This window comes from Clostridium estertheticum (assembly GCF_011065935.2).
GTDB lineage: Bacteria > Bacillota > Clostridia > Clostridiales > Clostridiaceae > Clostridium_AD > Clostridium_AD estertheticum_A.
On the sequence record NZ_JAAMNH020000001.1, the window covers coordinates 1,088,495 to 1,111,052 of the forward strand.

The 22,558-nt window shown below is 31.0% G+C and carries 17 protein-coding genes and 1 pseudogene; 11 read left to right on the forward strand and 7 right to left on the reverse strand.

Translation table 11 applies throughout. The features are described from left to right. The first annotated feature begins 2 nt into the window (after positions 1–2). Complete coding sequence (locus tag G9F72_RS04990) at positions 3–2,402, forward strand: hypothetical protein (protein ID WP_164959817.1); 2,400 nt, start codon at positions 3–5, stop codon at positions 2,400–2,402. Between the two features lie 77 nt (positions 2,403–2,479). Continuing rightward, entirely contained in the window at positions 2,480–5,098 is a 2,619-nt protein-coding gene (locus G9F72_RS04995; protein WP_164959818.1) for a glycoside hydrolase family 3 C-terminal domain-containing protein, read from the forward strand. 404 nt (positions 5,099–5,502) lie between these two features. Here G9F72_RS04995 and G9F72_RS05000 read toward each other — a convergent pair. The 4 genes and pseudogenes from G9F72_RS05000 to G9F72_RS05015 all read right to left on the reverse strand — a co-directional run. Further along, positions 5,503–5,790 (reverse strand): annotated as a pseudogene (locus tag G9F72_RS05000) (VanZ family protein); the annotation flags it as partial. Positions 5,791–5,966: 176 nt separating this feature from the next. After that, complete coding sequence (locus tag G9F72_RS05005) at positions 5,967–7,073, reverse strand: sensor histidine kinase (protein ID WP_164959819.1); 1,107 nt, start codon at positions 7,071–7,073, stop codon at positions 5,967–5,969. Then, complete coding sequence (locus G9F72_RS05010) at positions 7,051–7,761, reverse strand: response regulator transcription factor (RefSeq protein WP_164959820.1); 711 nt, start codon at positions 7,759–7,761, stop codon at positions 7,051–7,053. The genes G9F72_RS05005 and G9F72_RS05010 overlap by 23 nt, the downstream gene beginning before the upstream one ends. Positions 7,762–7,912: 151 nt before the next feature. After that, on the reverse strand, positions 7,913–8,620 hold the full coding sequence (locus G9F72_RS05015; protein ID WP_224675967.1) for a D-alanyl-D-alanine carboxypeptidase family protein: 708 nt from the start codon (positions 8,618–8,620) through the stop codon (positions 7,913–7,915). A gap of 259 nt (positions 8,621–8,879) precedes the next feature. On the opposite strand from G9F72_RS05015, the gene G9F72_RS05020 reads away from it, so the two are divergent. The 6 genes from G9F72_RS05020 to G9F72_RS05045 all read left to right on the forward strand — a co-directional run bounded on the left by G9F72_RS05020 (position 8,880) and on the right by G9F72_RS05045 (position 18,402). After that, complete coding sequence (locus tag G9F72_RS05020) at positions 8,880–9,020, forward strand: hypothetical protein (RefSeq protein ID WP_224675968.1); 141 nt, start codon at positions 8,880–8,882, stop codon at positions 9,018–9,020. Between the two features lie 686 nt (positions 9,021–9,706). Continuing rightward, a complete protein-coding gene (locus G9F72_RS05025) occupies positions 9,707–11,440 on the forward strand; it encodes a methyl-accepting chemotaxis protein (RefSeq protein WP_164959821.1) in 1,734 nt (577 codons plus the stop codon). 616 nt (positions 11,441–12,056) lie between these two features. After that, positions 12,057–14,129 (forward strand): leucine-rich repeat domain-containing protein, encoded by a 2,073-nt coding sequence (locus tag G9F72_RS05030; protein ID WP_164959822.1) that lies wholly within the window; start codon positions 12,057–12,059, stop codon positions 14,127–14,129. A gap of 1,069 nt (positions 14,130–15,198) precedes the next feature. Further along, a complete protein-coding gene (locus tag G9F72_RS05035) occupies positions 15,199–16,080 on the forward strand; it encodes a DUF1002 domain-containing protein (RefSeq protein ID WP_224675969.1) in 882 nt (293 codons plus the stop codon). A 289-nt stretch (positions 16,081–16,369) separates the two neighbouring features. After that, positions 16,370–16,942, forward strand: coding sequence for a hypothetical protein (locus tag G9F72_RS05040; protein ID WP_164959955.1), 573 nt, complete (start codon positions 16,370–16,372; stop codon positions 16,940–16,942). 581 nt (positions 16,943–17,523) lie between these two features. Next, positions 17,524–18,402: an SPL family radical SAM protein gene (locus G9F72_RS05045; protein ID WP_164959956.1), complete on the forward strand. Its 879-nt coding sequence runs from the start codon at positions 17,524–17,526 to the stop codon at positions 18,400–18,402. 242 nt (positions 18,403–18,644) lie between these two features. On the opposite strand, the gene G9F72_RS05050 is transcribed toward G9F72_RS05045, so the two are convergent. From G9F72_RS05050 to G9F72_RS05060, 3 genes are read right to left on the reverse strand one after another with little or no spacing between them, the layout of a single operon-like run. After that, entirely contained in the window at positions 18,645–20,126 is a 1,482-nt protein-coding gene (locus tag G9F72_RS05050; protein WP_164959957.1) for a DUF4153 domain-containing protein, read from the reverse strand. A gap of 14 nt (positions 20,127–20,140) precedes the next feature. Next, positions 20,141–20,347 carry a helix-turn-helix domain-containing protein gene (locus G9F72_RS05055; RefSeq protein ID WP_164959958.1) on the reverse strand — a complete coding sequence of 69 codons (207 nt, stop codon included), beginning with the start codon at positions 20,345–20,347 and terminating at the stop codon, positions 20,141–20,143. 19 nt (positions 20,348–20,366) lie between these two features. Further along, entirely contained in the window at positions 20,367–20,861 is a 495-nt protein-coding gene (locus G9F72_RS05060; protein WP_164959959.1) for a DUF2975 domain-containing protein, read from the reverse strand. A gap of 200 nt (positions 20,862–21,061) precedes the next feature. Here G9F72_RS05060 and G9F72_RS05065 point away from each other — a divergent pair, with 200 nt between their 5' ends. The 3 genes from G9F72_RS05065 (at position 21,062) to G9F72_RS05075 (ending at position 22,295) form a co-directional block, all read left to right on the forward strand. Further along, a complete protein-coding gene (locus G9F72_RS05065) occupies positions 21,062–21,265 on the forward strand; it encodes a hypothetical protein (protein ID WP_224675970.1) in 204 nt (67 codons plus the stop codon). A gap of 268 nt (positions 21,266–21,533) precedes the next feature. Continuing rightward, complete coding sequence (locus G9F72_RS05070; protein WP_224675971.1) at positions 21,534–21,731, forward strand: hypothetical protein; 198 nt, start codon at positions 21,534–21,536, stop codon at positions 21,729–21,731. 222 nt (positions 21,732–21,953) lie between these two features. Next, the gene (locus G9F72_RS05075) at positions 21,954–22,295 is read left to right on the forward strand and encodes a hypothetical protein (protein ID WP_164959960.1); all 342 of its coding nucleotides are present in this window, start codon (positions 21,954–21,956) and stop codon (positions 22,293–22,295) included. Positions 22,296–22,558: the final 263 nt, after the last annotated feature.

A 22,558-nucleotide genomic window follows, 5' to 3' on the forward strand; every position in this document is an offset into this window, starting at 1 on the left:
TTATGCTAAATAGAAAATGGACCATGTATATCTTGCATCATTCACATACAGATATAGGTTATACAGATTTACAAGAAAGAATAATTTACAACCACATTGACTATATAAGAACAGCAGTAAATGCCACAAAAGAAGGGCACAAAGCCGGATCAATTGATAGAAATTTCAAGTGGAACTGTGAGACCTATTACTGTGTAGAAAGATTTTTAGAAGAAGCAACAGAAGAAGAAAAACAAGATTTATATGCAATGATTAAATCAAACAATATAGGGTTATCAGCAACCTACCTTAACTTTAACGATTTAGTGGATAAAAAGATACTTAATAAAAGAACTAAGGAAATGGTTGAACACTTTAAAACGCAAGGAATTGATGTAAAGGTGGCTATGAATGCAGATGTTAACGGTGTGTCTTTAGGAACACTTGATGTGCTTTTAGATAACGGAATAGAGTTCCTATTTACAAACATTCACACACATCACGGAATGTATCCGCTCTACCAGAATCAGAAACCTTACTATTGGGAAAACAAAGAAGGAAAAAAACTTTTAGTTTTCAGCGGAGAACACTATAATCTTGGCAATGCTATGGGTTTAATCCAAAATAAAAATATTAACTTTATGACGGAAAACTATTTCAGCGGAAATACGAAACAAAAAACTCATATTGAAACACTTAAAGATAATATAGTTAAATATTTGACAGCCTGTGAAGAAAATGGCTATAACTATAGCTTTATTCCTGCATGTGTATCAGGGGTATTCAGTGACAATGCACCACCTAACACAGATATTATAAGAACTATTACAGCCTTTAATGAGGTTTACGGTGATGAAATACGTTTAGAAATGGTAACTATACAGGAATTTTATGATAAAATTAAGGATCAGGTAAAAGAAGCACCGGTTTACAAGGGTGACCTAAATGACTGGTGGGCAAATGGTGTAGCAAGTACGCCTTATGCGGTTAAGCACTATAAAGAAGCGCAAAGAATGTATCATTTATGCGACAGATTAGATAATCAAGGCATTGCAAGTAAAAAGGAATTAACCAGAGAAGCTGAAGATAACTTGCTGCTATATGCGGAACATACCTGGGGACATTCAGCAACCATTACAAATCCTTATGATACCATGGTGCAAAACCTGGATATCAGAAAAACAAGCTACGCTTCAAAAGCACATGAAGCCTCTGCAAAAAACTTAAACCGTATATCACATAGTAGAGGAGATAAACTCAGATACTATGATTTGAACGGTAAAGTAAAGGCAATCAACGTATCAGAGAGCAAAGGCGAAAAAGTAGTAGAATTCTATATAGAAGTATGGAAATACTCAGGAGTAAAAGTAATTTGTGAAACATCAGGACAGGAAATGATTACCCAATTGTCTTCTCATCCAAGGGGTGTTCTTATCAGCTTTATAGATTCATTTGAAGCCAATGAAGAAAAAATATACAGATTTGAAGAAGTAGCGGGGAAAATTGAAGTAACCAATTCAAGAGTAGCTTATATTGGAGCGGAAAGAGTAAAAGATATAGTGAATAACTACGATCTCAAAAGTTATAAACTCCCCTACCAAATAGAGAACGCCTATTTCAAAATATCTTATGAAATTGGTAAGGGCGTTACTTCTTTTTACAATAAAGTAGATAATATTGAAATGTTAAAGCAAGGAGATGCCAGATTCTTTACTCCAATATATGAAAATACTAAAATCAGAACAGATGTCTATGAAGAAAGAAGACTTTTGGGAAGAAATATAAGAGGTCTCCATTCGAACAAAAACATCGGTGATCTGGTAGAAGTAAAAATCATAGATAATGGTGAAATTTTTACAACTGTAGAGCTTGTCTATAAATTGGAAGGTACCTTTTTCAGTTCAGTGGTTATCAAACTTTATAACACACTTCCCAAATTGGAATTCAAGTATAAAATAGCTAAGAATTTAGCTACAGATATTGAAAGCATTTATCTGCCACTAACATTAAACAATCTTGATGCAACATTATATATAGATAAGAGTGATGCGGTTATGAGACCGGGTATTGATCAAATACCAGGTACTTGTATGGAATATTATCTTTTAGATAACGGTTTGGTTTATGAAACAAAAGAAAATACTATCTTAATTCAAACAAAGGATGCACCACTTATCTATATGGGAGAATTAAAACATCACCCAATATTACTTTGTGACAATAAGGAAGAAAACAATAAAAGAGATGTGTACTCATGGATTATGAATAATACATGGGAGACAAACTTCAAAATGGACTTATCAGGTATCACAGAGTTCTGTTATACTCTAGACCTTATAAAAACAACGAATGCAGAGCAAAGCTTTAAAACAATGAAAGGCGAAGGTTATGGTGTCGTAACTTTTATGATTAATGAAGAGTAGATGAATGGTTTTACAGACATTTGCCTGAATTGAGAGCAAGTATTAAACTATTATTTTTAATCAAAAGAGGTGAAATTATGTTAAGAGAAGATTTAAAAGATTATCCTTTTATGGATAAAGCCATTAATATTGAAGACCGGGTTTTGGATTTAGTAAACAGAATGACATTAGAAGAAAAGGTTCGTCAACTTGATATTTATTCAGGAGCGGAATTTTTAGATGATTCTAAAGTACTAACTAAATTTGAGGTCGAAAAGTATAAAGAATTATATGGTGAATTAGGTATTGGTTGCCTGCAAATCAGATATTCTTCAGCTAAACTCAATAATCAAATACAAGAATACCATATTATGAATACACGCTTAGGTATTCCGATATTATTTAGTGAAGAAACACTACACGGATTGGTTTGGCCGGAAGCTACGATATTTCCTCAGCAAATTGCTCTAGCCGGTACATTTGAACCAGACCTTGCTTATAAACAAGGTAGAGCTATTGCTTCAGAGGTACGAAGCTTAGGCATACATGAAGGATGGTCACCTGTACTTGATTTAGCTAGAGACCCACGATGGGGACGAGTTGAAGAAGGTTACGGTGAAGATACTTATTTAGGTGCAAAATTTGCATATAGAATGGTAGAAGGGTTACAAGGTAACGATTTAACTCAAAATAATTCGATCGTATCAGAACCTAAGCATTTTTCAGGGTACGGTGCACCAAGCGGAGGGCTGAATTGTGGACCTGCAATGTTTGGACGACGTGATCACGCAAATTATTGCTTGCCAATATTTGAAGCAGCATTTAATGCTGGAGCTTTAAATACAATGTGCTCTTACAATACCATTGATGGTGTGGCGGTTGCCCAAGATAAAGAATTACTTACAAATGTACTACGTAATGAATTAGGAATGAAAGGTTTTGTCCGTTCTGATATGACTGCTATCCGTATGCTGCACACTTGTCATTATGTAGCTAAAAGCGACAGAGAAGCTATAAAGATGGGTATAGAAGCTGGTGTGGACATGCAGTTGTATGATTATCCTCATGAAGAATATCAAAATACCCTTATTGAATTAGCTAACTCCGGAGAAATTACGAAAGAAATTATTAATATTTCTTGCAGTAGAGTTTTAAGAGTTAAATTTATGCTGGGCTTGTTTGAAAATCCACTTACAGATGAGTCCTTAAGTGAAAGAGTTGTAAACTGTCAGGAACATAAGAATATAGCATTAGAGGTTGCAGAAAAATCAATATGTCTTCTCAAAAATCAAAACAACATATTACCACTTAAGAAATCCATTAAAAATATTGCCGTTATTGGTCCAAGTGCAGCAGTTTGCAGATTTGGTGGCTATAGTTCAGCCAGCAGTGTAGATCGTGCGGTCACATTATTTGATGGAATCAAAGCAATGGTTTCAAAGGATACTAATGTAACATATAACTCCGGTTGCAGTATATTAGATGCAGATATAAAACCTATTCCACAGAATTGGCTGCGTGATATAAGCGGCCAAAATGGTTTGACTGGTGAGTATTTTAATAATCTGGGTTTCTACGGTGAACCAGTGTGTACAAGAGTGGATAGTATGATAAACTTTAACTTTATTTATTCAAAACCAGCGCAGGGTGTAAATGCAGATAAATTTGCAGTACGTTGGAGCGGAACTTTATTAACTGACCGTAGTTTTAATGGCTGCATTGGGCTTAGTACCATGGACAGTATGAGATTATGGATAGATAACAAATTAATTGTAGATGGTTGGGAAGAATTAAATGCTAATCAAATGGTAAATTTTGATTTTATTCAAGGTAAAGAGTATAAAATTAAAATTGAATATAAGAATGACCAAAGAGGTGCTAGAGTAATTTTCGGGTATAATAATGGAAGCTTGAATATGGATGAGGCGATCCGCATAGCCAAAAATGCGGACGTAGCCATTGTAGCTGTAGGTGACAGCGAGGAAACCTGCGGAGAAAATTTTGATAGAGCTGACCTAAACCTTCCGGGTAAACAACTGGATTTAGTTAAGGCTATACATGCAACAGGCACACCTGTTATACTGGTTTTACAAAATGGTAGACCACTATCAATTACATGGGAAAATGATAATATTCCTGCTATTATAGAGGCTTGGCATGTAGGCGAAAAGGGCGGTATGGCAATTTCAAAAGTTATATTTGGTGATGTTAATCCTGCAGGTCGACTACCGATGTCCTTTCCTAAATCAGTAGGACAGATACCTGTTCACTATAATAGATGTCCGTTTAGTGCAACCAAATATGTCGAAATGGATTGGTTACCTTTATATCCTTTTGGATATGGTCTAAGTTATACAAATTTTGAATACTCAAATATAAGATTATCAAAGTCAGAAATCAGAGTAAATGAAACTGTCGATGTCATGTTTGACGTAACTAATATTGGCAACTGCAAAGGCGAAGAAGTTGCACAACTTTATATTCATGATGAATATAGTAGCGTTTTGCGTCCTTATAAGGAATTAGCAGGGTTTAAACGAATTCAATTGGATAAAGGTGAAACAAAAACTGTAATATTAACATTAGGAAACGAGCAATTACGAGTATTAAATAAAAATTTTAGATGGGTTGTTGAGGAGGGTAAATTTGAAGTCATGGTTGGCAATAATTCAGCAAACATACTGTTAACTGATGAATTCAATGTTTTACCACTATAATATTATTAAAAAGGGAGTAAGTAAAATATTTTAAGGAAAAAAACAAGGAAAGGCCGCCAGCAAATACCATGCCGGCAGGCCTTTTATTCATGCTAAAGATTTTTTATAATTGAATTGCGAAAACAAATATAGAAAAGAGCTTTAAATGGGAAACACCTCCCAAATTGACCAAGTTCATGGGTTTTATTACTCCTGCAATATTGACCTCATTAATTGTTCCAACTATTAGACTTGCATTCTTTTCTCCAATAAGCAACAGATATTGTACGCTTCACTACCAATATCTGAATGGGGTTACTTGCGACGGAATAAAAGAATATTTTGCATTAAATTTGCTGTAGATTATGCTTAATTTCTACGTTCCTCTTGTGTAGGGTATCTTCTTGAATATGCAATAAAGATATTCAGAATCTCATTCTCACCATGAATAAATAATATAATATACAAGGTAATCCGATAGCAGATAGTATTGTGATTGCAGTATGTGCTTTTTTCTCATCTCGTAATATAAACAATAAAAACTTATATCCTAAAATACCAATCAATCCACCCAAACAATTTAGAATTATATCATCAATGTCTGATGCTCCAATACCTAAAAGCCCCTGAATGATTTCAACAAACAAACTCACTATAAATATAAACAACAAATTGGTTATTACTCTTTTCTCATTTTTGAATAATGACAAATATGTACTCTCGTTTATTCATAATACCTCCATTTTTCATTTCTCCCTTGCTTATTCTCTGACGAAAGGATTTTGGGCTCCAGATGACTTTTTCCTTTTGATTCAATGTAACATTTTTTATGTTGAATATTTATTGCAATGATTATGCTATAGATTTTTTTATAAATTTTCAAACTTTATTAACTACCCAAGGGCAATTTAATTATAAAAGCAGTTCTCTCATAATTGCTTTCAACAAAAATTTCACCTTCATGAAGCTCTATTATACTTTTGGTTATAGCAAGACCTAATCCTGAACCTCCAGTATATCCTGAACGTGATTTTTCAACTCTATAGAACCTTTCAAATATAAAAGGTACATCTATACTTGGTATTGGCTCACCATAATTAATTATCTCTATAACCGCACTATTATTTTCTTTCCTAGTACATATGTCAATATACTCAGTCCCACTACCATAGTTCATACCATTAGAAATTAGATTTTCAAATGCCCTAGCCATTTTAACTGCATCAGCCATTATTAAGAGTTTATCCTCCGAAAAATATGTCCTACACTCTATATCTACTTTTTTAAACTGTAGCCTAAATTCCAATACCATTTGATTTAAAAGTTCAATTACGTTTATTAATTCTTTTTTTAATTTTAAAGTACTATTTCTCATTATAGTATACTGAAATAAGTCATTGATCAAATTATTCAATCGTTTTGATTTTTCATAGGCAATATTTACATAATATCTAAGTTCAACTTCATCTTTATATTTATCATTATCTATGAGTTCAAGATATCCTAGTATTGATGTTAATGGCGTACGTAAATCATGAGATACATTTGTTATTAATTCATACTTTGTTTGTTCTGCTCTCCGCTCTTCTTCTATTGATTTATTTAATTTTTCTATTATTTCATTCATATTTTTAGCTATTTTCCCTAGCTCTGCTTTCGATTGTTCTGGTATTTTTTTATCTAACTTGCCCTCTGCTATAGCTTCCATATGTTCATCAATTTCTACAAAGTACTTAATCTTCTTGTAAAGCAATAAATGGGAATAACTTATAAAAATTATTATCCATAGTGCAATTATTATCTTTGTAAAATCGACATATTGCCTTACCTTATAAATTGCATCTAAAGATTGTTGTAAACGGAGTAGACCAACTATTGCCAAAAAAAACTTCCACATCATATAAATTACTGCCATGGTTAATGCTGATAATATGAAAGTAATCAATATATTAAAAACTACTTTTAATTCTAATTTATATATAAGTTTTCTTTTCAATTTTATAACCTACTCCCCATATAGTATGAATAAGTTTCTCACCATCTAAAACTTCATCAAGCTTATCTCTTAATTTACTCATGTGAGTCATAACTGTATTATTAGATTGATAATATTTTTCCTTCCAAACTCTTTGAAATATTTCTTCTGCACTAAAAACTCTCCCTGGATTATCAGCTAAGACGTGTAATATTTCAAATTCTGTAGAAGTTAAAGCAATAATCTTATTATATACTTCTACCTGATGAGTGGATTTTTTAATTTTAAGTGGTCCTATAACTATAGTATCTTTATCTTTTAATTCCTCGCTATATTTATCGAATTCGTAAATTCTTCTAAATATAGACTTAACTCTAACCATAAGCTCTAAAGGATTAAATGGTTTTAACATATAATCATCAGCTCCTGACAATAACCCTTTTATTTTATCTGAATCTTGATTTTTAGCACTTAACATAATTATAGGTATATTAAGCTTCTCTCTAACTTTGTTACACACTTCTATACCATCAATTTTAGGCATCATTATATCTAGTATTATAAGATTTATATTATAATTATCTATAACTTGCAGAGCTTGTTCACCATCATATGCTTTGTAAATATCATGTCCTTCATTAATTAAATATATTTCAATTAAATTAACTATTTCTTTATCATCATCTACAACTAATATATTTTTACCCATATAATCACTCCATTTATTTGTTCAGATAGCATTTTGTGCAATATATAACTTTTAAGCGTACTGAAGGTTGAAACTTATACATTTTTAATAAGTATATAGCTTAAAAATATATTTGTCGAACATAAATATAGAAACACAAAATATGGAGGATTTAAGATTTTAAAAACTCCTCCAAAGTAATATCATTTGAGTAAATTTTCTCTGAATTCGGAGCACCTACATACCTTACATGCCAAGGTTCATAATTATAACCTGTAATATCTTCTTTTCCTATTCCATATCTTATTATAAATCCAAATTTATAAGCATTCTTTTGAAGCCATTTACCTTCTTTAGTGTTTTCAAAACCTGTACTCTTTTCAGCATTAGTTATATCCATTGCTAACCCTGATTGATGCTCACTTTTACCTGCCATTGCCACATACTTATCGGTATACTCTTTTCCGCTTGTTTTAATACTATTTTCATATAAGTCCTTTTGAGTTGCATAAGATCTATAACCAGATAATGCATAAAGTATAATTCCTTCCTCCTCACCTTTATCAAACAGTCTTTTAAGTGCATCCGCTGCGTTCCCTTTCATTTGCATTTCTTCATTTGACACGTTAGGATAAATTTTAACCTTTGCCACTTTTAAATTATGTGGAAAATAATCCTTATCCAGAGTATTTTTTCTATTCACTAACATTAACTCTCCATCATCTACATTGCTATTGTCATTAGACATATCTTTAACAGCTTCAATATAAGCGTTCCTGTCAATTACATCCCCTATAACTTTTATATGACCATATTTGCTGTTTATGTACATTAAGCATACAATACCTGAAATCAAAATCATTCCGATTTTCTTCTTCACCTTAAACTCCTCCTTATTTACTTTTAATAGATTAAATTTAATTAAATAACACATTTTTTTATTTGAAAATTTTTCAACAAAGTAAATTGCATTCCTTACTTTCTTATATTACAAAAAGGAGTTTAAGAAAATTGTAATTAAACCTTAAGATTTCTTAAGATTACAATTTAAATTTTATCCATTTTTCAAGAATAGTTATGATATTCTACTACTTAAAAACATAATTAATTCATATGAATATTTTTTCGAAAATGAGAGCATGGCGGTTTGCTATAAATTTAAGAATGATTTTATTTATAATGAAAATAGGCTTGAAGGGATAAATATAGATCTGGAAGAAGTTGCCGAAATTTTAACTGATATAAGAATACATAAACAAGATAGTAAATATTGCAAGTAAGAATATAAAGACATAATTGAAGTTGTTGGACATTCTTCTGTATATGATTATTTAATGATACGCAAGTGACCAGTTAACAATATTAAAAATATAAAAATAAAGATAAATATTATAATGCCTTTGACATAATCTCCTGGGTGTTCAGGTACAAATCCAAAGAGTTTTTTTAGCAGGCTATCCTGTGCGTCATGTACTTATTGAAAATCTTTCTCTATGTTTTCAATGTCCTCTTTAGTTGGTTCAGTGGTATATGTACCAGTATTATCCAATTAATTATCCTCCTCCGAATAATAAGATTTTTATGATCTTGTTGCTTAATCTTAATATACAAAGGGATTCTGCATTTCTGCACAAAAGGTTATGTTTGTTATTAGAAGTTATTGTAACTTCGCCGGAGGTCATAGTAGAAACTGGAAGTTTTTACTTTCTAATAAAGATGTTATCGGAATTTTTATTTGGATTAAGTTTGTCGAAAAAAAAGATATTTTGTCAAGTGATTTGTTAAAAAAAACACAAATAAATGTTGAAATATGTTTCAGATGGGGTTAAACTTATAAATTGGTGCAAACTTGTAAATGACTCAAAGAATACCATATTTGAGTTAATATAAGGTTATTATTATAGCAAACTACTTTCTATACAGGATTTTGAAGCATATATTATGAAAACAGAAGGGAAGCGTTAAAATGAATTTTTTTGTAAATTTAAGTGTAAGGAAAAAACTCGTATCAGTATTTTCAGTGATTTGTATTTTTATGGTTTTAATTGGAGTAGAGGGTATAATAAGTTCAGCAAAGATAAATGAGGGTTCTAAGTATATATATAGTACTAACTTAATAGCCATTAAGGATTTAGAAGAAATTAAAGGGAGTTTAAATTACAGTAGTGCTAATATTCTTAGAATTGTTTTTATAAGAGATAAGTCTAAATTAGATGAGCAAATAAAACTAAATAATGATTTAATAGATGGAAATAAAAAAATGCAACAGGAATATGAAAGTTTACCAGATCAATCAAATGCTGACAGTGCACAAGAAGAGACGAAAACTTATAATGATTTTAAGAATGAACTAACAAAATATACAGAGTTTAAAACTAAAATCATTGAACTTGTGAAAACTAATAACTATGAGGCAGCAGTTGAAATTTGTAACACGCAGGAAGATTCAATAATAAATCCTGTTTTTGATAAATTAGAAAAATTAATTGTTATCAATGGAAAAGATGCAGAAAGGTCAAATTCAAATAATATAGCTCAATTTAACAAGGCTAGGAATACAATTATACTTTACACAGCTATAGCATTTTTCATTATGATTTTTATGGCTTACATATTAACTAAAAATATAATGTATCCATTAAATAAAATAAAAGACTTAGCAGGACGATTGTCTCGTTATGATTTTTCAGAGGCTGTGACTATTACAAGAAAAGATGAATTTGGACAAACAGGCATTGCGTTAAATATTGCGCAGGAAAATATCAAAGAACTAATAAAAGAAATAATGAATAATTCTTCGGATATGAGTGCATCTTCTGAAGAGCTTGCAGCTACAGTTGAGGAAATAACATCTAAAATAGAAGTTATAGAGCAATCAACAATGGAAATAAATAGCTCTGTTCAAGAAACCAGTGCTACATCAGAGGAAATAACTGCATCCGTTGAGGAAGTTAACGCAAGTATGGAAGAACTATCTTCTAAGGCTATGGAGGGTAGCAGTAATGCTGCTCAAATTAAAGATAGAGCTAAAGATGTTCAGATATATACTAAAAATGCATTGGAGAAAAGTAATAGTATTTATGGAGAAAAGGAAAAGAATATATTAAAAGCTATAGAAGATGGAAAAGTTGTAGATGAAATAAAAGTAATGGCTGATGGAATTGCAGCAATTGCAGCACAAACTAATTTACTTGCCTTAAATGCAGCTATTGAAGCCGCTAGAGCCGGAGAACAGGGAAAAGGTTTTGCAGTAGTTGCAGATGAAGTAAGAAAGCTTGCAGAAAAATCCTCAGAAACTGTAAATACCATTCAAAGTACCATAGTAAAAGTTCAAGATGCGTTTAAGAATTTATCGGAAAATAGCAATGACATACTTAAATTCATTATAGAAAGCATTATGCCTGTTTTAGAAGAATATTCAAAAACAGGAAAGCGATATGGTGATGATGGAGACTTTATAAGCGCCATGTCAGAAGAAATCGCATCAATGTCGGAGGAAGTGGAAGCCACAGTAAATCAAGTTAGTACGGCAGTTCAAATTCTGGCACAAAATTCACAACAGTCTGCAGAACATACAGGAGATATTCAAATTAGTATTGATGAAACCACAAAAGCTATGGTGCAAGTAGCACAAACCTCGCAAATTCAAGCAGAGCTTGCACAAAAGCTTAATGAATTGGTACTGAAGTTTAAGATTTAAGGGAAAAGGCATCCTTTCATTATAAAAAGTATACCTTTTATACAAACTTCATTATTTGTGTTGTGTTAATATTATTTTTGGTGTTTATTTTGCTAAAGAGTATATAAATTTACTATAGAGTGCTACAAGTCAATATTGTATAAGTGTTGATATACGAAGGTTTGTAAAATACAGTTTAGTTTGAAATAAGCTATCTACCACACTACGAATCAGTTGGCCAGAGTTACTCTGATTAGGTCTTCAGGAGATACATGGATTAGTATTATATTTGTGCAAATTGGGTTATGCTTGCACCAAGCAAGAACCTTGGAAACACTAAGTTTTAAAGGCTCTTTTATTTTGAGATTTAATAGGGTTCAATTTTATTTCCATCTTATTATCTCATAATATTTGTTTTACATAAAATAATCTCAATGTATATCATTTTAATTATACTCATGCCCGTAGAAATGGTGGAATGAAACTATATTGTAAAAATAACGTATTTAACTATGAAGAATAAAAAACTATCAGCTCATATTTTAAAAAGAAATATTAACCTAAATTAAATTTGATTAGGATAGTTAATTAAATATTATAAAAAATGAAACATAAAAAATGAGGAGGACAAAAACACATGAAACAAATTAAAAAAACACTAATCATATTTATGGCGGCGGTCATTGTAATGGTTGGAATTTTAATAAGTATTACAGCAAAAGCTGCAGTTTTAACTACTCCAAAAATAAATTATATTGGAATAGAACATTCACCACTAGTGGTAGGAGACACTGAAAAATTTACAGTAACTTCAGTAAAGTATGACGGCCTAGTACAATACAGAGCATTCCTTTTCGATGGTAAAGTATGGAGTGAATTAACAAGCGGATACACAACCGCACAGGATAGTAAAACTCCAGTTGTGTTACCAGAAACACCAGTATTAAAATTAGGAAATTATAAACTTTCAGTTTGGGTAAAAAAAGCTGGAACAATAGGCCTTAACAAAAGTGGTTATGATAGTTACTATGTAGCTGCACTTAACTGCGTATCTAAAGATGATGCTAACAGAGTACATGCTAATGGAGAAGCAGATTACACTCTTACCGGAGCGAAATTAACATTTAATTCAATCAAAGATATAGGTGGAATCAAAGGACCATACCTATATAGATTACACATATTAAATACAAACACTGGAGTATGGACAACTAGAGTATCACAGTATGCTACTGCTCCATCATACACATTTACAAAGGCAGGAACTTATATGGTTGTTGTACATGCAAACACAGTTAAATCAACAACTTGGAAAAATTACTTAGCAGAAGACAAAACAGTAGCTAATCAAAAATCAACATATGGAACATATGAAGCTTGGAAAACAATAATGGTGACTGTTAATGATTCAGCAGTAGTAGATTCTATTAGTGATGGCACAGATATAACCAGTAGATTCACTGATAAAGATTTTAAAAGCTTTGTATATTCTCTTATAGGAAAAACTAGTCCGAGTCCAATACTTTATTCCGATGTGAAAAACATAAAAGTTTTAAAATTGCCTATTGACTATAATTACGATATCCCTTGGAGGGGTAACATAAGTAGTTTAAGTGGAATTCAGTATTTTACAGCACTAACTGATTTAAGTTGTGCTAGTAATCGACTGACAACTTTGGATGTAAGTAACAATACAAAATTAGCTTTGTTAGAATGTGGTAATAATCCACTAAAAGCCTTAGATTTAAGTAAGAATACAGCATTAACTGAGTTAAATTGTAATAATAATCAATTAACAACATTAGATGTAAGTAAGAACACAGCACTAACTAAGTTATATTGTTACGGTAATCAACTAACAACCTTAGATGTAAGTAAGAATACAGCATTAACTTCGTTAGGTTGTGGATCCAATGGACTAACAACCTTATATACCAATACAGCACTAACTTCGTTAGATTGTGATTATAATAAACTAACAACCTTGGATGTAAGCAAGAGTATAGCATTAACTGAGTTAAATTGTGTTAATAATCAATTAACAACATTAGATGTAAGTAAGAATACTGCACTAACTCTATTAAATTGTTCTACTAATCAACTAATAACCTTAGATACCAATACAGCATTAACTTCGTTAGATTGTAGAGCTAATCAACTAACAACCTTGGATGTAAGCAAGAGTATAGCATTAACTGAGTTACTATGTAATAGTAATCAATTAACAACGTTAGATGTAAGTAAGAACACAGCATTAACTAAGTTATGGTGTGGCTTTAATAAATTAGAAACCTTAGATGTAAGTAAGAATACAGCATTAACTTCGTTACGTTGTGAGTATAATCAATTAGAAACCTTAGATGTAAGTAAGAATACAGCATTAACTTACCTAGATTGTCGGGATAATCAATTAATAACCTTAGATACCAATACAGCATTAACTTCGTTATCTTGTTATAATAATCTACTGACAACTTTGGATGTAAGTAACAATACAGCACTAACCTCTTTAGAATGTAGGAATAATCAACTAACAACCTTAGATGTAAGCAAGATTACAGCATTAGATAATTTATCGTGTGCTCATAATCAAATAACATCTCTGTTTTCAATTAAAGATACTTGGTATACGCAAGGGTATAGACCTCAGTACACAGATTCGAGTCATACTGAGACTACTGACACTTTAATTATTACAATTAAAGATTAGAATGAAGTTATAAACTTCTTAGAAGATATATGAGTTTTGAAAATAAAAAAGGTGGCGAAATAAATTTGCCCCTTTTTTTGCCCCTTATAGTTTAAAATAAACAGGTATTACTTAAACTTAGTTAAAAAGTAAAATGGCTATTTATAAGGGTTTTAAGGTTTTTTAAACTTAATTAGAATCATTTCTTTCGAATCTGAAGGTCGTGGGTTGTACTGAACCAGTGTTTTGTTTTTATTTATTAATTTGCAATTCAAACTTGAGGTGAGGTTAATAATGCTCTATGCATATAAATTGTAGTGGATTTATTATTTTCCTTAGTGTGTATATAAGAATATTTAGTATTTCTATTTTTATTAATGCCGCTAAGAAAAATTGGGTAGAAAAGTTGGATGGGTTTTTGAAGTTTAATGATACGGACGACCTCCTGTAACTACTTTCGACTCTCTTTTCTATTGCAGCCATGGTTACACCTTGGGGGGCGATAATGAAAATTTATTAAGTCATGGGCAAACTAATTTAAATAGAGATGGAAAATATCAAGGAATAATTGTAAGTATTTAATGGAGAATGAGGTAAAGATGTTTATATAGAGCAAGTCATGGATCAAATAAAAAAACAGTAATATAAAATTGTTGCAATAGTCACTTCATAAGGTATGAGTTTTGATACTTATTAACCTTGTTTAATTTGGGGGCCGCTGGGGACTATTTGGGGACTACAGACACAAGAAAACGTTAAAAAGCACCAAAAGTTATAAAAGGTACTATGTTAACGTTGTTGATATATCAAAGGTTGTAAAGAGATAGGAAGAGTTACAAATCACTATCTAGAAGACTACGAACCAGTTGGCAGGATGCCGACCAACCTTAAAAGATTTTAACAGAATGAAGAAATTCAGTGGATATCAAATACTCGACTTTCTTCGGGTTGCCCACGTGGTCTTTGTAAAATACCAGTTTTTACTAAGAACTCGGAGGTCCTAACATAATTTTTGTGCTATAATGTAGAATAAATAATAAAATCAAATTTTTTACAATCAGTTTAAGTATGATAAAGGAGAATGAAAATTATGAAAATTAAATCATTTATATCAAAAGTACTCATTGCATCATTAGCATTAGGTGTTATTTTTACATCATATCCTGGTGTTTCAGTATTTGCAGATTCATTTAAGTCTGTTACTCTAGGTGTTGATTTAAGCGATACTCAAAAAAATGAAATGTTAAAATACTTTGAAGTAACTAAAAATGATGCCAATATATTAGAAATTACTTCAAAAGAAGAGCATACATACTTAGGAAAAATTGCATCAGAAGCTCAACTTGGTAATAAATCAATATCATGTTCTTATATTGAGCCAACAGAAAAAGGTGGATTAAAGGTAGTTACTAATAATCTTACTTGGGTTAATGATGGAATGATAAAAAATGCATTAATTACAGCTGGTATTGAAAATGCTAATGTTAAAGCATCTGCACCATTTGAAGTGTCAGGAACTGCTGCTCTTGCTGGAATATTAAAAGGCTTTGAAAGCAGTAGCGCAGGAAAAAAGATTGATGAAAATAAAAAAGAAGCTGCCAATAAAGAATTAGTTACTACTGGAGATATTGCTGAAAAAATAGGACAAAATGATGCTTCTAACTTAATGAATGATATAAAAAAAGATGTAATAAAAGAAAAACCTAAAACAGACCAAGAAATAAATAAAATAGTAGATACGGCTATTAAAGAATATAAAGGTAAATTATCAGATCAAGATGTAACTAACATAAAAGATGTAATGAGCAAAATAAATTCATTAGACCTTAACTACAATAACTTAAAAGACCAATTAAATGATGTAACTAATCAATTAAAAGATAAATTAAGTAGTACTGAAGCTAAAGGTTTCTTTGCTAAATTATCAAGAATGTTTTCTAATTTATTGGATTCAATAAAAAGTGTGTTCTGAAAATAGCAAAAAATAAGTTGTACAATTATCATCCTATTAATTTAGGGTGATTTTTTTATAAATTTAATAATTATAGAGATTTCGGCTTTTAGTATTTTTTTTTATACTTTTATAGTTTATGGTATACTTTTAAAAATTATCAATTCTAAAAGATTTAAAATCCACCAATTCTTGCTTTTTTAGGGTCTCACCATCTAAATTTGAAGAAAATGATGGAATTGAGATTGTAAATGCAATAAAAAGTTCTGTTATTAGTCCAACATATAAAGAATATAATGATAAAAAATATATGCGTAGGCCCAAAGTTTATATAACAAAAGGTGATATAGTAACTGTTCCAGAAGAATCAGAGCTAGATATAGCAGAACAGACTAAAAAAGTAATTAATCAAGGAATAGTAGAAGTAGAAACAACTCATGATGAAATTCAATGGTTATTGTTAAATTTAGGCTCGCAGATGGGTCTTGATGTATGGGTTGCAAAAAATGATAAAAATAAAAAATATAATGGTAATAAATTTCAAGACATAAAGAATATTAGAAATGATTTGCCAAGACAATTTGATGATGCAACAAATAAAACAATAGAAATGATTGATGTAATATGGCTACAAGGGGATGCCTTTATTGCTGCGTTCGAGGTTGAGCATACCACTGCTATTTATTCAGGGTTGTTGAGAATGTCAGATCTAGTGAGTATGCAGCCTAATATAAAAATTGACCTTTACATAGTTGCACCAGATGAACGAAGGTACAAGGTATTTAGTGAAATAAATAGGCCTACGTTCGCTAAATTAAAGTCACCGTTGCCTAAGATATGCAAATTTATTCCTTACTCAGAATTAAAAACTTCAAGAGTTTAAAAATGTGTTACATTGCTTAAAACCAGAATTTATTGAAGAAATAGCAGAAAGCTGCGAACAGGTTTAAATATCTCCCCCCACTAGTTTTATTATTAGTGATGATAGCACTCGCTAACTCTTTCGGAAAAGCGCCCAGGTGACGCAAATAAATTGGGGTATAAATTTTTAATTAAAAATAGAAGCTCATGGCACAGCATTTAGTAAAAAGGATAACTTTATCCTTTTTAATTTTAATAACATGTTGTATAATACATTATATGAGAACGTACGTTTGTAAGAATGCAATGTATAAATAATATCAAAGCCGATAGTCCAGTTTGCTGACATTATAAAAATATTATACACTTTACAGATGAAGATATAGAGTTTTGGTATGCAAGAGAATTGCAAAAGGATCTTGAATACACACAATAGAGAAATTTTAATCAAATTATAGATAAAGCAAAAGTTGCTTGTGATATTAGTAATAATAATGTGCTAGACCATTTTGCTGACGCCAGCAATATGGTTGAATTAGGCTCTGGTGCTCAAAATTTATATTATTATGCAACAAAAAGTATTTCAACAACAAGGAGAACATTATGCATGAAACAGAGGTAAAAGGTATTTTATCAGCTCAAAATGGAATAAATATATATCGTGGCTGTACTCATGGCTGCATTTATTGTGATTCAAGAAGCAAATGCTATCAGATGCATCATGACTTTGAGGATATAGAGGTAAAGCTTAATGCACTGAAAGTTTTAGAGGATGGCCTACGAAGAAAAAGAAAGAAATGTATGATAGGCACTGGGGCAATGAGTGATCCATACATTCACCTGGACGAAAAACTTGGGAATACTAGAAAGTGTATTGAACTTATTCATTCCTATGGATTTGGACTGGCCATACAGACCAAGTCCGCAAGAATTTTAAGGGATCTGGATTTACTCAAAAAAATTAATGAGAACACAAAGTGTGTAGTTCAGATGACCTTTACGACTTTTGATGAAGAACTGTGTAAAATTATAGAACCCAATGTAAGCACTACAAGAGAACGGTTTGAAGTGTTAAAGATAATGCGTGATAACGGAATCCCCACGGTAGCTTGGCTCAGTCCTATTTTGCCATTTATCAATGATACAGAGGAAAATATCCGGGGAATTCTGGATTATTGTATAGAAGCGAAGGTACATGGCATTATTTGTTTTGGCATGGGATTAACCTTAAGAGAAGGAAACAGGGAATATTTCTATAAAATGCTGGATGAGCATTTTCCAGGAATGAAGGATCGATATGTAGAAAAATATAACTATGCATATCAGTTACCAAGTCCTAGTAACGACAGTTTGATGAATATTTTTAAAACAACCTGTAAATCCCATGGTATATTGTGTGATGTTGATGAATGCTTCAATTATCTTCATAAATTCGAGGAAAAATTTGAGCATGAGCAGTTAATGCTGCCTGGACTAGATTAGCTAACTAATTGCATTATTTTGTTTTGATTTTCTTACCTCCACTTTGATATCTAAATCAACTACGAATTAATGCCCTCATTTCGCTTCTAGGTGAAATGAGGGCATTATTATGGAAAAATTCTCCGTTAATTTTCAAATTCTACAATTATGTTGACGACAATACAAGGTGATTAACATACTTGCTGCCTTATTCCAATATCAAATTAGATTTAAGAAGCATCATATGTAGAAAAACCAGGGCTTTAGTTCCCCTGGTTTAATAATTTTCTAGTTTTGTTTTTACTAAAATTAAATTCAGTCCATGAATTTTCTTTATCAAGCACTTCTTTTCTGTATTTCAAATTTTTATCAATAACCATTTTTATATTGCTATCGCTCTTATCCCTCAGTTCAATCAAGTAAGGAACGGCTTCAAAAGACAATGAAGTCAAATAATAAGCATCCAGCTTGCCGGTTTCATTATAGCGCTCTATATTTTTTCTGGCTATAAACCCATCCATATTAAGATAGTTTATTAGTGTATACATAATTATGGTTATCACAACTATGCTTTTTACTATAGGAATTTTTTTGCACCAAATGCCAGCACCCACAACCAGGCACAGTATGAAAAGTAGCAGCATAAATAAATGCACTGATATCCTTAAAAAAGTATATCCAAAAGCAGCCTCATACAAAGTTAGCTTAAAATTAGCAGAAAAAAGCATATTTAAGGTAAATGCTACAAGCACAGTTAAAAGAAGATTTGCTATCTTTAAAAGCCTTTTATTATCTTTTTTTATATATTTCAGGCAGCTTAGCACTATTATAAAATTGATAAAGGTAACTGCGGCCAGCTCAAAGAAGCCTTTTCTAGCATATTCTGCATAGGTAAAATTAGCAGGCAGTGCTATATTATCTCCACCATAAAGATAAGAAAATTGAATCATTGTGAAAATCAGATACAGTATATTTAAAGCAACCAATACAGTTATTATTGTAACGGTCTCCCACCGCGCATCAGGGGCTGAGAGGCTCTTCTCAATTGTTTTTTCCTCACTCTTAAAGCTCCAAATATAACCAAATAAATAGAAGGTTATAAATAAAATAATTATGGTATGTGGTACAAACTCTTCTATATTTATATTATTTAAAATCTCTGTGAGGTTAGTAAAGTAGTAGCCAAAAACCATATCTGCAGAACTTAAAAGTAATATTAAAATCACAAGCAAAGGCAAGGAAACAAGTATGCCAATCAATATATGCTTTTTTCCTTCCTCCATTTTAACAGTTCTTTCTATATTTATTGAAGCTTTAATAATTTTAAAGGGCTTGCTAATATTTTTAAATACATTTACTATGCCTTTTCTTAATATTTCAACTATAAAGCTGCCTTTATCCCATTTAAGGCTTGGCTTCACTATTAAAATTGAGCTTGCAACCATAAGAAATGAAACTGTTAAAATATTAAAAAAATAAAATATTTCCACTGTATGAACTGCAAAGCTAAAGGACAGCAAAGCAATTGGAATAAGTAAAAACCACCCAAAGCTTTTTACGAAGCTTATTCGGTCTCTTGTGGACCATAAGAAGAATCCAATACACAGCCCTATGAATATGAAGTATGATATACCAAAGGCCTTATCAATAAATAATCTATCAAATACAATCCCTATCAGCAGTGAAAATAACAGGCAGTATAGGTCTTCTTTAGTTTTAGGTTCCATAGTTTCATTAATTTCCATTTTAAACCCCCCTTTTATTCCTCTCTAAACTCTAAAATATCTCCCGGCTGACATTTAAGCTCCCTGCATATAGCCTCCAGTGTAGAAAACCTTATAGCCTTTGCCTTTCCGGTTTTTAATATGGATAAATTTGCATTGGTTATTCCAACCTTTTCAGCCAGTTCATTAAGCGAGATTTTGCGTATTGCCATCATTACGTCAAGGTTTACAATTATAGCCATAATAATCCTCCTTTAGTACCTAAACCGTGAAATCATTTTCTTCTTTTACTTCTACGGCCTGCTTGTATATTTGAGCAAGTATCAAAACAAAGCACCCTGCAAAGAAGAATATCAAGAATTCCGTATCTGTGTGTATGCCCGTTGGACCTATCTCTATTAATCTAAAGCTTTTAAACTGATTATTATAAAAGAAATTTATTAAATAGCATATAGTTATAATAAAGCAGCTTAAAGCTATATTCTTTAGACTTTTCACAATACCCATATTAAAGGGTCCTGCCTTTATAACAGACTTTAAAATCTTTCTAAGACAGTAAAGAATAAATACCAAGGAAGAAGTCCCAATAAAAAACAATATACAGTTTACTATATATTTTTTATTTGCTGCCTCAATATCCCCTGGAGTTAATGTGCTTATTATTAAACTTATAAAGGTTAATACCCCAAAAGCAATAAGCACATTTAATACAATTATCAAAAATCTTGTCATAGAATTATATTTGTTCTCTTTCATAAATCACTACCTCCATTTACAATTTTCTAATTACATCATACTACGTCCTCTCAATAATATCAATAATTATTTATTGTTTATCAATAAAATATTATTGATATAAGGAAGCCACTAAGAGGTATATTAGGTTAAGTAAAGGGCTAGACTTGTACATACCTAAGTGATATCAATTGGGTGAGAGCTACTTCAGGATGGCATCAATGCAGCCTCAAATTGAGGAAAAAGATAGATATGAAAGAAAAATTATTGCTTGGCTTGAACTTGTAGCAGCAAGCAGTAAAGAAAAGACAGCTTCTATGGCAAAATTAGATTTATCAGCAATGTATAGGGCTAAAAAAGAGTATAAAAAAGCTCAAGAATTATTAGATAAAATTCCAGAAGTAGAGGTGGATAAAAAAAATTGAACAGGCATTATTATTTGAAAGTAGCGGGAAAATTGATGAAGCTTATGGCATTTATGAAGGCAAATTAAGGGGAAATGCTCATGAAACATTTGCTGCTTTAGCTTTTATAATAACGCTGTTATATAAAGAAAAGAAATTTAGTGAAGCAGAAGAATACATAGAGCGTGCTAAAAAGGTTGCTGATGTATTTGATTTAGGAGCATACCATAAATATCAATTAGATTTATCTTTAGCAAGAGAAAAACAGGATAAAGAAAAAGCTATAGAAATGATTATAAATATGGTAAATGAAGCAAGTAGCATGGATAATTCTATGAAGTCAAAACTATATAAGCATATGAAATTTAATGTGACCAACAGTTGGGACAAAGATAAATATGAAAGATTAGTAAAAGGGGTATTTAAAAAAGATAAAACCCTTGATTTTGTCAAAAATGATTCTAGGATAAAATTGTTGTTGGAATAACACTAAAGTTGGTAAAAAGAGTTGAGTGTATCAGTTTTCATGAATGATACTTTCCATGAAATATGAAAATGTAATGTGTGTATTTAGTCTGCACATGTTTTTTAATGATTGGTATAATATTATTTACGATGTATAAATTGCTATAGATTTTACCAATACATATATTTGCAAGGTTGATTTGTTGCTTTATTATTAGAAATAAAGCAGAGAGGGGATTATCTTATGAAATTAAATATCAAAAAAAATCCACATATAATATGCTTTATACTTTTTATTACCATAAATTTTTTAATAAATTGGTTCGTTATTGACACTTCAACTTTTCCAACAATTTCTTTTGTTTTTAATGTAGGTGCATTGATATTAACATTAGCATTTATACCTAAATATAAAAACAAATATGTATTGCCAGTGTTTATATCTGTTTTCTTATTTAATATGTTTAATGTTTTTGGTTATATGCACTACTTACCATCTATAAATCCAATAGGGTCACTTATAACTGGTATTATCGTGATATTCTTTGCTTCTAAAGCGATAGATAGAACTCTAATAATTAAATAATAAAGAAAAAGGACCAGAGATTAATCTAGTCCTTTTTTACGTTCTATAAGTAGCTATAATATTGTTTGCCACTATAAATTTTCCAAGCAGTTAATAATCCAAGTTGTGATTCACTTTGATGAAAAGTTACTCCAGTGTATCCACCATTTGCATTAGCCATGTTTATATAGTAAGTATTTAAAGCTAGGAATAAATGCCGTAAAATTTATTAAATAATACGGTATTTTTAAGGGATTATTCGGTTTTATTAGTTGTGACGCATA

Excerpts from the sequence above, each read along its gene's own strand:
- G9F72_RS05025 (WP_164959821.1), top strand. The coding sequence starts at position 9,707 with ATGAATTTTTTTGTAAATTTAAGTGTAAGGAAAAAACTCGTATCAGTA.
- G9F72_RS05075 (WP_164959960.1), top strand. The coding sequence starts at position 21,954 with ATGAAATTAAATATCAAAAAAAATCCACATATAATATGCTTTATACTT.
- G9F72_RS05030 (WP_164959822.1), top strand. The coding sequence starts at position 12,057 with ATGAAACAAATTAAAAAAACACTAATCATATTTATGGCGGCGGTCATT.
- G9F72_RS05020 (WP_224675968.1), top strand. The coding sequence starts at position 8,880 with ATGGCGGTTTGCTATAAATTTAAGAATGATTTTATTTATAATGAAAAT.
- G9F72_RS05035 (WP_224675969.1), top strand. The coding sequence starts at position 15,199 with ATGAAAATTAAATCATTTATATCAAAAGTACTCATTGCATCATTAGCA.
- G9F72_RS04995 (WP_164959818.1), top strand. The coding sequence starts at position 2,480 with ATGTTAAGAGAAGATTTAAAAGATTATCCTTTTATGGATAAAGCCATT.
- G9F72_RS05065 (WP_224675970.1), top strand. The coding sequence starts at position 21,062 with ATGCAGCCTCAAATTGAGGAAAAAGATAGATATGAAAGAAAAATTATT.
- G9F72_RS05060 (WP_164959959.1), bottom strand. The coding sequence starts at position 20,861 with ATGAAAGAGAACAAATATAATTCTATGACAAGATTTTTGATAATTGTA.
- G9F72_RS05055 (WP_164959958.1), bottom strand. The coding sequence starts at position 20,347 with ATGGCTATAATTGTAAACCTTGACGTAATGATGGCAATACGCAAAATC.
- G9F72_RS05050 (WP_164959957.1), bottom strand. The coding sequence starts at position 20,126 with ATGGAAATTAATGAAACTATGGAACCTAAAACTAAAGAAGACCTATAC.
- G9F72_RS05070 (WP_224675971.1), top strand. The coding sequence starts at position 21,534 with ATGATTATAAATATGGTAAATGAAGCAAGTAGCATGGATAATTCTATG.
- G9F72_RS04990 (WP_164959817.1), top strand. The coding sequence starts at position 3 with ATGCTAAATAGAAAATGGACCATGTATATCTTGCATCATTCACATACA.
- G9F72_RS05010 (WP_164959820.1), bottom strand. The coding sequence starts at position 7,761 with ATGGGTAAAAATATATTAGTTGTAGATGATGATAAAGAAATAGTTAAT.
- G9F72_RS05045 (WP_164959956.1), top strand. The coding sequence starts at position 17,524 with ATGCATGAAACAGAGGTAAAAGGTATTTTATCAGCTCAAAATGGAATA.
- G9F72_RS05040 (WP_164959955.1), top strand. The coding sequence starts at position 16,370 with ATGCGTAGGCCCAAAGTTTATATAACAAAAGGTGATATAGTAACTGTT.